Source organism: Martinezella lusitana, from assembly GCF_016901135.1.
Taxonomy (GTDB): Bacteria; Pseudomonadota; Alphaproteobacteria; order Rhizobiales; family Rhizobiaceae; genus Rhizobium; species Rhizobium lusitanum_D.
The window spans coordinates 26,207-38,305 of the sequence record NZ_JAFEVL010000072.1; the positions used below are offsets into that span (position 1 = coordinate 26,207).

The 12,099-nt window shown below is 58.1% G+C and carries 10 protein-coding genes and 1 pseudogene; all 11 read left to right on the plus strand.

From position 1 onward, the window contains the following. Positions 1 to 46 precede the first annotated feature (46 nt). Complete coding sequence (locus JTP94_RS29605; protein ID WP_204853990.1) at positions 47 to 1,096, plus strand: questin oxidase family protein; 1,050 nt, start codon at positions 47 to 49, stop codon at positions 1,094 to 1,096. Then, positions 1,093 to 2,685: an amidohydrolase family protein gene (locus tag JTP94_RS29610; protein WP_204853991.1), complete on the plus strand. Its 1,593-nt coding sequence runs from the start codon at positions 1,093 to 1,095 to the stop codon at positions 2,683 to 2,685. The genes JTP94_RS29605 and JTP94_RS29610 overlap by 4 nt, the downstream gene beginning before the upstream one ends. A 780-nt stretch (positions 2,686 to 3,465) precedes the next feature. After that, a complete protein-coding gene (locus JTP94_RS29615) occupies positions 3,466 to 4,647 on the plus strand; it encodes an acyltransferase (RefSeq protein WP_204853992.1) in 1,182 nt (393 codons plus the stop codon). 16 nt (positions 4,648 to 4,663) lie between these two features. Continuing rightward, positions 4,664 to 5,767, plus strand: coding sequence for a glycosyltransferase family 2 protein (locus JTP94_RS29620; RefSeq protein WP_204853993.1), 1,104 nt, complete (start codon positions 4,664 to 4,666; stop codon positions 5,765 to 5,767). Between the two features lies 1 nt (position 5,768). After that, positions 5,769 to 6,794, plus strand: a complete 1,026-nt coding sequence (locus JTP94_RS29625; RefSeq protein WP_204853994.1) for a glycosyltransferase family 2 protein — start codon at positions 5,769 to 5,771, stop codon at positions 6,792 to 6,794. A gap of 8 nt (positions 6,795 to 6,802) precedes the next feature. Then, entirely contained in the window at positions 6,803 to 8,590 is a 1,788-nt protein-coding gene (locus JTP94_RS29630) for an ABC transporter ATP-binding protein (RefSeq protein WP_204853995.1), read from the plus strand. Between the two features lie 175 nt (positions 8,591 to 8,765). After that, a complete protein-coding gene (locus JTP94_RS29635) occupies positions 8,766 to 9,746 on the plus strand; it encodes a L,D-transpeptidase (RefSeq protein WP_204853996.1) in 981 nt (326 codons plus the stop codon). Positions 9,747 to 9,938: 192 nt separating this feature from the next. Continuing rightward, complete coding sequence (locus JTP94_RS29640; RefSeq protein ID WP_204853997.1) at positions 9,939 to 10,238, plus strand: PRC-barrel domain-containing protein; 300 nt, start codon at positions 9,939 to 9,941, stop codon at positions 10,236 to 10,238. A gap of 317 nt (positions 10,239 to 10,555) precedes the next feature. Next, a complete protein-coding gene (locus tag JTP94_RS29645) occupies positions 10,556 to 10,816 on the plus strand; it encodes a hypothetical protein (RefSeq protein WP_246755421.1) in 261 nt (86 codons plus the stop codon). 60 nt (positions 10,817 to 10,876) lie between these two features. Continuing rightward, entirely contained in the window at positions 10,877 to 11,368 is a 492-nt protein-coding gene (locus tag JTP94_RS29650) for a cupin (protein WP_204853998.1), read from the plus strand. A 335-nt stretch (positions 11,369 to 11,703) separates the two neighbouring features. After that, positions 11,704 to 11,901 (plus strand): annotated as a pseudogene (locus JTP94_RS29655) (DDE-type integrase/transposase/recombinase); the annotation flags it as partial. Positions 11,902 to 12,099: the final 198 nt, after the last annotated feature.

Consider the following 12,099-nt stretch of genomic DNA (forward strand, 5'->3'; position numbering starts at 1 on the left):
ACAAGGTCAGGCATGAGCCGCCGGTTTCAAGGAGGAGTTTAGATCCATGGTTCCAAAAGAAAGCACTTCGGACGAACTGAAAACTCTGCTGGCCGACATGCCGGCATGGGGTTCTGAATTTTCGCGCGCATTCGCCAATCATGCGCCCATGGTCCTCGTCGCTTTGGACCGGATCGGCGGCGGGCCGGCTCAGCTTCGGCGGTTCTTCCATCACTACAGAGACGCCAAGCAGCTTCTGCCCTTCGCCCAGCCGTTGAAGCGCCTGGATGGCAAAAGCTGGAAAACCGCCATCGGCATGCGCGAGCGCGAACCCGATCTGCGCGTCTTTTTTGCCGACGAGGTGACGCGGCTTGGAATACACGAGGCTCTGGAGCTTTATCTTCCCGATCTTGCCGACGGCATTGCCGCCAGCGCCTTTCACGCGCTGATGCGATCAGCCTATGGCGTGCTTCGCGCCGACGAGACCGATGTCGCCATTGCGCTCGCCTACTGGGCCGCCACCTATCTGCCGCTTCCGGAAGTGCAGGGAACGTCACCGATCACGCGCGACCCAGCGGAAGTCTTGGCCCTGACAGCTGCGATCAAGCCATTGCATGGCATGGAACTTCACGACCTTCTCTGGCAAAACATGCGCGACGCCGGAAACGTGCCCGAATTTGCGCCCGTCGTCGATTGGCTCGACATCGGGCCGGACACCATGGAAAAAATGGCGGCGACTGCGCTCGCCATATTTGCCGCAACCCAGCATTTCGCTGCCCTGCACATCATCACCGGGCTGCACTGGATCCGTCTCCTTGAGCCGCACTGCGATGAGGCGACCCTCCATCGGATGTTGCGGGTGTTCTGGCAGGGGATCGCCGCGCTGATGGGCGAGCTCGGGTTTCCCGAGATGCCGGACAGAGCGATCGTCGATCGCTGGCGTCATATCCATGTGCCGGATTGGCCCGAAATGCATGCGATCGCCGCGCAAAGCTACGACGAGCACGATATCAGTCTCGCCTTTTCCGCCAGCGAGGAAATGAAAGTCTATGGCGACCCGCTCTATCGCGTCGTGGTCGCCCGCCGCCTCGGACTTATTGGAGACTACAAGAAATGAGCCTGGAAGAGCCAATGTCCGGCGACTGCATTATTGAAGCCGGAGCCGTGCTGTGCGGCGTGCTGCCTGACGGCACCATGTCCATGCGCCACGACGTGGGCATCCGTGTCGCTGGCGGCATGATCGCGCAGATCGGGCCTCTCGCCGCCGTTGCCTATGGCAACGACCATCTCGCCCGCTTCGGATCTCCCGACATGATCGCCATGCCGGGATTGGTCAACAGCCACCACCATTTCGGGATCACGCCCCTGATGCAGGGCGTACCCTTTGCCCCGCTGGAATTATGGCTGCCGCAGTTCCGGGCGATGCGCCAGATCGATGTCCGGCTGGATACGCTCTATTCCGCGATCGAGATGCTGGAAAGCGGAACGACGATGGTGCAGCATATCAACAGCGGACTTGCGGGCGCACCCGAGAACTGGATGGCGACGGCAAACGCCACGCTGGAGGCCTATAGCGAGATAGGCATGCGGGCCGGCTTTTCCTTCATGATCCGCGACCGCAACATTCTGACCTATGACGACGACGCCAAGGTGCTGGCCACCCTTCCGGACGCCGTCCGCAGCTGGATTGCGCCCAAACTCGACGCGTCCAACATCCCCATCGCAGACATGATGACATTTTATCGTGCGCTCAGGGAAAGCTGGTTCGACGCCCGGCCGGATCAGGTCCGCATCAATCTCGCCCCTGCCAATCTGCACTGGTGTACGGACGAATGCCTGCAGGCGATTTTCGAGACGGCCCGCGAAACCGATGCGCAGGTCCATATGCACCTTCTGGAAACCGAACGGCAATCGCGCTTCGCCCACAATAAGTTCGGTAACAGTGCCGTTCAGCATTTGAAGGCGCTCGAATGCCTCGGGCCAAACGTCACGCTCGGGCACGGCAACTGGATGAGCCGCGAGGATCTCGACATTATAGCCGATTGCGGCTGCAGCGTGTGCCACAATGCCTCATCAGGCCTGCGGCTCGGCAGCGGTATCGCCCCCGTCAACGAGATGCGCCGCCGCGGCATTCCGGTCGCGCTCGGGATAGACCAGTCGAACATAGCCGACGACCGCGACATGACGCTTGAAATGAAGCTGGTCTGGGCACTACACCGCGAAACAGGCCTGTGGAACGACCGTCCTGATGCTGGTGCCGTGCTGCAGATGGCGACGGAGCACGGCGCCAGAACCGTCGGCTTTGGCGGCTTTACGGGCCGGCTCGAACCGGGTCTTCAGGCCGATATCGTGCTCATGGATCGCCGCAAGATCGGAAGACCGCATGTAAACGCTCGGACGCCGGTGGTGGAAAGCGTCCTGCATCGCGGCGGACGGCATGCCGTCAACCAGGTGTTCGTTGGCGGTCGCCTGGTCGTCAATGACGGCAAAGTCATCACGATCGACCGTGAGGCGGTGCTGGCAGAAATCGCCGGGAGGTTGGAACAACCAGAAACGCAAGGCGAGCGGCAAGCCTGGGATGCGATCGATGCCCTGCTTCCCCATATCGAGGCATATCACCGCAATTTCACGCCGGCGGCCGGTTATCGCCCCTATCGATATAACGCGATGGCGGAAGAGGAATACTTCCTTCTGTATCGAAAGTGAAAGCGATCACTTCAATGTCGATGATCGGTGACGCCGTATGGGCGGAGGAGAATATCCGTGAAGTAGTGGCCATGCAGAGATCAGATCAGCCGATTGAAGACGGTCGAGCGGGCGCTTTATGGCAGAATTGGCCGGAAGCATGCTCGGAGAACGCATGCTTCCGCTCAATTGACGGGGTCACCACACAAAGTGAGGAAGACCCCGATTAATTGCCAAGCGACATAAGCTGCTTTCACTAACTACGTCATTTCTTCCCAACAAAGCGCCTTCACGATCTACACAACGCTAATCAATCCATAAGCAATCGGAAAAAAACTTAAAACGAATAGTTCGAACATCATCCACCAGAAATGGAAAAAAGGCGGAACTGGTCGAGAAATATGTCGGCGGCTACAGTCTTAGGAATGTTTGATACTTCTGAAATCCCTCAATAATTGCATTATGCAAGCACGGGGTTGACCGAAGTAAGGCACGCCCAACATTACACTGCGGCACCCTGATCCGCCCCCGCCACTGGCGGACAGGTCTGCATGGTGAATGACAAAGTCTTGGCCCTACGAGAGGGGACATTTCCGTAATTTAGAAAACACGGCCGTTGTTTCAAACATGGGATCGACCACTGCCCTATCAGCTCAGAACAGCCCAGGTTTGGCCGGATTGCTTGGCAGTTCATCGATCCATGCGCAGCGAAAAAAGAACCGTAGACACAAGCGGCAGAGTATCGGGGAGTTAGCGCTGTCGAGGGGAGTGTTCGATAAAGGCTGAAAGCCGGGGGTGTCTATGTCGAGTGCACGCGACCGCCAATTGGACGGCCTGAGAACTCTTGCCGTTGCCACTGTGCTATATGCACATTTCTTTGCGGCAGACGGCTCCATCTGGGGTCATCTCGGCGTCCGGCTCTTCTTCGTGCTTAGCGGTTTCCTAATCACGCGCCTGCTGCTGGAAGCACGAGCCGATGCCCGCTACCAGCCAATGACGGCGCTGAAGGCATTCTACATCCGCCGCGCGCTGCGCATATTTCCTCCCTATTTCGCTGTTCTGGCGCTGGTGTGGTTCGTCAATCTCGAAGGTGCTCGCGGCAGTCTGAAATGGCATGTGCTCTATTTGGCAAACTACTGGTATGCCCTGCACAACGAATGGACGCCCTGGGTTTTGTGCCATACCTGGAGCCTCAGCATCGAGGAACAGTTCTATATCGTCTGGCCTCTGGTGATCCTACTGGCGCCGCGCCGGTTTATTGAACAGATCTGTATCACCGTCATTGCCTGTTCGCTTGCCTATCGCCTCTGTTGGCCGCTGACGGGGACACCCTCCCTGATGCGCGACTTGCTCCCTTCGGCCTCGATGGACGCGCTGGCGGGAGGTGCCTTGCTTGCGGCCTACCGCCAGAGAACGCAGGCCTGGCCGCAATGGCTGCGGATGAGCTGGATACCGCTGGCGGCCGCAGCCACCGTGGCGCTGTGGCTGAGACCCGATCCGATAACACCGATCATCGACTGGGTGATCTGGATCGGCTCGGAGGTCTTTCCGCTCGTTCCGCTCGTTATGCTGGTCGGCCGCAGCTCTTCGGGCTTTCGATCGCCCTTTAGCCGGCTACTCGAACTCTCGCCAATCACCGCCGTCGGGCGGATAAGCTACGGCATCTACCTTTTCCATCCGATCGTCCTTTCGCTGATCGTCAAGGCCCAATCCTGGATTCCGGTCAGTGTATCCGAGCAGGGCTTCGGCCGCTTAATCGTCGGAAGCGTTGCCACATTGGCGCTGGCCTCGATCTCATGGTTCGTTTTCGAAAAGCCGCTGAACAACCTCAAGCGCTATTTTCCCTATGTCGCGCACAGCCATCCGTCGCTTGCTCCGTCGACTGCCACAGCCGGCGAGCCGCGGGAACAACGCCACGGCGCGAAGGCGTTCGAAACGGCGCTTTATCGCGGCGACGCCGTCCAAACTTCCGATCTCCAATAGGTGCGCGAGCTGAAGAATGTCCGTTCCACTGGTTTCTGTCCTACTGCCCGTCTACAACGGCGAACCCTATCTCGCCGCCGCCCTGGAAAGCGTCCTGCGGCAGGATTACAAGCGCCTCGAGGTCATTGCCATCGATGATGGTTCCACCGATCGATCGCTGCACATCCTGCGAGGCTATCAGGAGGCCGATGGCCGGCTCCGCGTCGTCTCGCGCGAGAACCGCGGGCTTATTGCGACCCTCAACGAAGGCATGACCATGGCCAAAGGCGAGCTGATCGCCAGGATGGATGCCGACGATATCGCCTATCCAACCCGCTTTTCGCGCCAAATTGCTCTGTTCCAGGAGCGGCCTCGGCTCGGGATCAGCGGCACGGGCGTCGACCGGCTCATCGGCGATCGCGTCGTGCGCGGCACGCCCAATCCGATCCATCGATCGGCCGACTGGCATGTATTGTCGATGTTCTACACCGTCTTCATGCATTCGACCGTGATGTACAATCGCAACATCATTCCAGCGGACATGCTGACTTACGATGCGACTTATGTGCATGCGGAAGACTTCGATCTGTTCCGGCGTATCACCCGCGAATTCCCTGCGGCCATGATTGATGAGAGCCTCGTTGCCTATCGCGTTCACGAAGAGAGCGTCACTAACAAGCACAGGCGGCCGATGCGCCGGACACATCTGAAGATCGCCGCCGAGAATCTCCAACGGGAATCCCTAATCGACGATCCCGATGCGTTTCTTGCTATCGGCACGACAGTGACGCCGGACACGGTTCGGCGTGTCGCCGACTGTCTCCTCTCCATCGAAGGAAGGATCACCGCGCGCGGCATGCGGTCCTCCGCGAGCCATGAGGAAGGATTGATGTGCTTCTTCTATTTTCTTTACCAGCTCATCGCCGACGAGAAGCAGCCCGGGTTGACGCATCAGTTCCTCACGCACACGGACAAATGGCACAGGATACGGCGTCGCGAGCGATATGGGCTTCGCGCCGCCACCCATGCGCCCTGGTGCAGCCGCCTCTGGAGCGACGCAAGCCTGCGTCTCGACGCCCTAGCAAGATACCGACAATCAGTGCCGGCCAGGAGCGTACTGCCGCTGCAGGGGCTTACCTAACATGGCGGGAGAGCGTTCAGAAATCACGCGGGAGAGCGCGCAGCCGTCCGCAAAGCCTCCTCACCCGTCCACCGGTCGAGATCCCGCGGCTAGCTTCATCGTCTGCACCCACAACCGCGCCGAAGCGCTTCAGACCTGTATCCGATCGATCGAAGCGGCCTGTCGCGCGCATGCCTCAATGACAAGTGAGTTGGTGGTGGTCGACAATGGCTCGACCGACGACACCGCCGAGCGGTTGGCCCGCATCGCCGCGACGTCGAGCATGACGATTACGCCACTGGTGGAACACCGCCGCGGCTTGGCCGCAGCCCGCAACGCGGGAATCGAGCGGTCTCGCGGGCACATCCTGATCTTCATCGACGACGATTGCGAAATAGACCTGCACTACTTACGGGATCTGGAGCGACATTACGCGAACGGAGAGCGCTGTGTCGTCCGAGGTGGCCGCGTCGAACTGGGCAACGCGCTCGATCTGCCATTTACGATCAAGCGATCGCCGCACCGAGCCCGCTTTACGCCCGATGTCCATCCAGGCGGCTTCGTCCTGGGCTGCAACATGACGATGCACCGGGAAGTCGCCATGCAGGTTGGCCGCTTCGACGAGCGCTTCGGTGCCGGCAGCGCCCTGCAATCGGCGGAAGATACCGACTACCTTGTCCGCGCCTTTCAGCTTGGCATCCCGATCGAATATGTGCCCGATATGAAGGTCCTGCATTATCACGGGCGTAGTACACGCGAAGCGATCGAAGGGCTTCATCGCAGCTATAGCCTCGGAAACGGCGGCCTTTGCCTGAAGCACCTGTTCACGGCGCCGTGGCTGCTGCGCCATTTCTATTGGACTTGCCGCTCGGCCTGGTGGGAATTGTGGGGCGGATCGCGCTTCGATCCAGAAGTTTCCTTGTCCCACTGGCCGATTGTGTACATGAATTTGCTGGGAGCGGTCGAATTCGCGCGACATGCCGTGATGAACCTGCCCCGGTCGTCGGAACCGGACCAAATCAAACAGGCAACCCGTTCGTTGAGGTGAGATCCTTCATGCTGAAACTCCTCCTGCCGGGTCTGCAACTTTTGCGACAAGCACTCGGCCGACAGATGCGCCTTCTACCCGTCGTCGTCATGTTCGGCCTGATTAGCGCCGTGCTTGAAGGCACCGGTATCGGCCTCATCATTCCGATGCTCAGCATCATCGGCGGTCAAAAGGACCCGACGGGACTGGGTGGACTTTCAGCTCTCTTCCAGCAGATTGGATCAAGCATGGACGATCGGCAGCGGATGATGGCGATTGCCGCCTGCATCCTGACGCTGATCACCTTGAAAAACATTATCGCCTTCGCAAATACCGCGCTTACTAACTTTGTTTACGGCAAGGCGGGCCATGCGATCCGCAGCGCGCTCGCCGACCAGCTCCTGAAGATCGGATATCCCTTCTTCCTGCAGGAAAGTCCGGGTCGGCTGCTGAACATCATTTCCAATGAATCCTGGCGGGCATCGGACGCGATACAGACGGCGCTTGCTGCGATCGTGAACGCATCTGTGAGCATCATCCTGCTTACATTTCTGCTGCTGTTGTCGTGGCAAATGACACTCTGCGTCGCGGTCGGCCTCATCCTTGTCCAGGTCGCGCATGCCGGCCTCTCCGCCAGCTTGAAGATGCCTAGCCGCAACGTCACCTCCTTCAACAACGAACTCGCCAGCACAATGCTGCACCTCGTCCATGCCGGACGGCTGATCCGCATCTTCGGCCAGGAGGCGCGCGAAAAAGCTGTGTTCGACGGCGCATCGAACGCCGTCAGAAAGGCGGGCTTCATTCTACAGACCCGCCAGGGCGCGCTGCCTCCACTGACCGAGGTACTGCATTCCGCACTTTTCCTCGCGGTCGTCGTCAGCGCCTGGGCCTGGGGCGTCAGCTTTCCGATCATTGTGGCCTTCGTAGTCCTGCTCTACCGACTGCAGCCGCATGTGCGCGCCTTGCAGCAGGCATGGAGCCAGGTGCAAGGCTGGAGTGGCTCGCTGGAGGAAGTCCGCTGGCTGCTGGATTCCTCCGACAAGCCGCATCCGCCGACGGGAGACGCGCCGGCCGCTGGGCTGAACCGAGAGATAAGATTCGACCGTGTGACCTTCAAATATCCGGGCTCTGCCGCGCGCCCGGTGGTGCTGCACTCCGCCAGCTTCGAGATCTGCCACGGTCGCTCCACCGCGCTCATTGGCCGCTCCGGTGCGGGAAAGACGACGATCGTCAACCTTCTTTGCCGCTTTGTCGAACCCGACGAGGGCGAGATTCTGATCGACGGATTTCCACTCAGCCGCATCGATCCCGCGCAATGGCGAAGCCGGCTCGCACTCGCCAGCCAGGACCTTGAACTGGTTGATGGTACCATCCTCGAAAATATCACCTATGGACTGCATGCCTCACCCGCGGAGGCCGAGCATGCCGCCAGGCTTGCGGAGGCGCATGAATTCATCGAAACGCTGCCTTATGGATACAAAACCCTCGTCGGCTATCGGGGCGCCAGCCTGTCAGCCGGACAGCGGCAGCGGATCGCGCTGGCAAGGGCACTTGTGCGCGACCCCGATATCCTCATTCTGGACGAGGCAACCAACGCTATGGATGGTTTGTCGGAAGCTGCCATCGTCGAGACGCTGAAATTGCGTGCCGGTCGCCGGACGACGATCGTGATCAGCCATCATCGCAGCACGATCTCGTTCTGCGACGACATCGTCATCCTCAGTGACGGGCGTGTCCGCAACCAGACCTCGTTTACCCAGGTCGCGTCCCTCAGCATGGACCAGCTTTACGAGCATGAGCTGCTCGGCAAACATTGAACTTGTTTTCCCCCAAACGTCTCTCAGAGCTCGGCCAAGAGCCTGGCATACGCCGTCACCCGGATCATGCAGGTCGTTTAGTGCCATAACCGATGCGGAAGCCTGATCCAGGCATCCGGCACCAACAATACAGGCGCTTGCCGGAACAAATTCGATACATCTTAATTTCTAAGATATGAAAAACTCAACCGCAGTCCTCGGGCTCGTCATAGGCTCGATTGCGCTTACTCCGACAGTCGCAGCTGCCATCGACGCTCACGACGTGGACACGGCATCGATCGAAACGATATCAATTAAAGCGCCTCGCAAAAAGCCGGCAAAACCTGACGCTGCAATCGTAAAACTTCAGATTTTCCTTGATCGTGCCGGAGCCTCCCCAGGCGTGATTGACGGGCTCGACGGCACCAATCTCAGTAAAGCGATTTCTGGGTTCGAAGCGATGCAGCGGCTTCCCGTCGACGGAAAACTGGATCCCGAAGTCACACGTCGCCTTGAGGATCAAGTTCCCGCCATTCAAGCCTACGCAATCACGACCGACGACGGCAACGACTTGGTGGACAGCATTCCGCAAGACTATTCCAGGCAGGCCGAGATGGACCATCTGAGCTACACAAGCATTGCCGAGAAGCTCGCTGAACGCTTCCATATGGATGTCGGTCTGATGAAGGAACTTAATCCCACGGCATCTTTCGTTCCCGGCGAGACAATCGCCGTTGCTGTTCCCGGCCAGGTACGGACCGGCGCCGCTAAGCGGCTCGAAGTTCATCGGAAATCGGGCCAAGTCTTCGCTTTTGCACAGGACGGCTCTTTGCTGGCTGTCTATCCGGCTACTATCGGCAGCAAGGAGACGCCTTCACCGACGGGAACGCACAAGGTGAAGGGCGTCGCCCGCATGCCGACCTACATCTATAATCCAAAAGTCAACTTCCAGCAGGGAAACAACAGGAAGATTCTGAAACTGCCGAGTGGTCCCAATAATCCCGTCGGCACCGTATGGATTGATTTGACCGAGCCGACTTACGGCATTCACGGGACCCCGGAGCCCGAACTGATTGATAAGGTCGGTTCGCACGGATGCGTTCGCTTAACAAACTGGGATGTTGAAGAGCTTGCCGGCATGGTTAAACCCGGCGTCGTCGCAAAGTTTCTGAATTAACGCTCGGATCCCGGGCGTTGGCACCTCAACCCAAGATCCACTGAGCATGAACGGCGCGCTGCGAAAAGCGCAGCAGCAACGCATAAGGCTTTGTCCCTGAGAGGCTGCGGTTTGGGAAAAAAACTTCCGAACAGCGGTTCGATCTGATCATCCAATCAGCATTCAATGCGAAATCAAATGGACGAATGACCTATGGGTCATAGCAATCACATACGACTGACTGAAGATGAACTCACACAAGCCAATCTGAAAGGCGCATCCATCTATGGAACCGATGACCACAACGTCGGAACGGTTGATCATGTGCATGGAGCCGGCAACGGCAGCAGTGTCGTGATCGACGTCGGCGGCTTCCTGGGCATCGGTGCAAAGCCGGTGTCGGTTCGGGTGACCGATCTCGATTTCATGCGCGACGAAAGCGGCGAGATTCACGGCGTGACTTCATGGACCAAGGATCAGTTAAAGGCGATCCCCGAGCATCGAGATTCTTGATCCTTCACTAACGGGCCTGGCTTTGGAGCCCTCCGAAGCCGGATTGCACAATTTTCTTGGTGAGGACGGGTCCAAACACTTGCCCGACCCGGAGACAAGTCGCTTATAACTTAGCCGACGTTGAAAAAAGTTGGAGCGAATTTGCGAAATCGGAAGGATTTTCTTCAGCGACATGGTGTCTGGAAGTGGAACCATGAGGCTATCAGGGTCAATCATCATGCTCGACCATGTTCTGCCGTCCGCGACCGGTCGGTTATTTTCCGACAGTCCCGGCTGCGATGATAAGGGAACTACTCGCGCTGGCAAAAGTTTACCTCATGCAGCTCACGACGTTGATGAGGGATCAAATGGAAAACGCATCGAAAAACCTTGCTGAGGAATACCGGCGTCTCGGCGGTCGCCGCATTGCAGTGATCGACGACAACCTTGGCTCATCGCGCGATTGGGAAGGCGATACTCCAGAAGCCGCCAAGTTCTGGAAAGAGCAAATTGCCTCCCTATCCGACCGAGAAAAGCGAGACGTCCAGACTTTCCTGCCGTCGATCAATGACGAGAGAGACGAGCCAGCGTCCAAATGACAGAGAAAATCTCAATCGGTGCAAGATACAACTACCTTGGCTGATGGAGGAAAGTCCTGCATGAACACCGAGGAAATAGTTTTTCAGCCGAGTGACTGGGTGCCAAATAACCAGCGGTTCCCCGTTTTAATTTACAAGGATGCCTTGCCGATTGGCGCATCGTCTGCAGATTTCGAGACCTTGTTCGCCGCGAACGGATGGACCGGCGTCTGGAAAAACGGCGTCTTTGACTACCAGCATTACCATTCCGGTGCTCATGAGGTATTGGGTGTTGGACGTGGCAGCGCCACCCTATTGGCTGGTGGCCCAGAAGGACAGCCGATAGAGATCTCAGAGGGAGATTGCTTGATCCTACCCGCTGGAACAGGACACCAAAACCTTGGCTGCTCCTGGGACTTCGAGGTTGTCGGCGCGTATCCGGAAGGCCAGCATGCCGACATTCAGACCGCCGCCGCCACGAGCGAAATGCTGGCAATGATCTCGTCATTGCCCGTGCCGGTTACCGATCCCATCCTAGGATCGTCAGCGAGCCTGGTCGAGAGCTGGCGTTGAATGCCTGGGCAGAAGATGATGAAAGATGGGATTTTGCTGGTTGATCTTTTGTCGTCATGCAGCGTTTCAGATGTGACACGGGAGAACGACAATGCAAGAAGCATTTGGACCGGGTGAGCGCGGCAATATAGCGCGAAGACATCTAAGACAAATGGAAAAGATCGAAGGATTGTTGGAGTTCGATCTTGCTAGCCTCCAACACCACGCGGATGCCATAGCGGAGATACGGCAGCACTTGACGCGGCTCGTTTCGGATACACGGACAGATAATTAGCGGCGTGACGCGGCTCACGGGGTGTTTGCAAAGCTGATTTCGCATCCGGCAGAGCCAATAGCTCAATAACCGGATTGAACAGGACCATCGTCGAACCAAGCGCCGGATCCGGTCTATGCTCGGCTTCAAATCGATCACCTGCGCAACAACTATCCTGTGCGGCATTGAAATGGTTCACATGATGCGGAAACGACAGGCGGGGTACGCGGACAATCCCGCACCGTCATTTGTCGAACAGTTTGAAATCTTGGCCACGTAAAAACTCAGCAGAAGCCTTTCCGCGTCTCAACTGCGAGTTTGCGACAGAACCCAGATTCGATGCCATGCGAGGGTGATGTCATGTCTGGATGGCGCCCGTTTGGCAATGTGATTTTGGCCGGTGTTTGAGCTTTGCGGGTCGGGTGCAGTCATGTCTTCGGCCTATTTATGCGGCGCGTGATGACCGCTGGCCCTGATG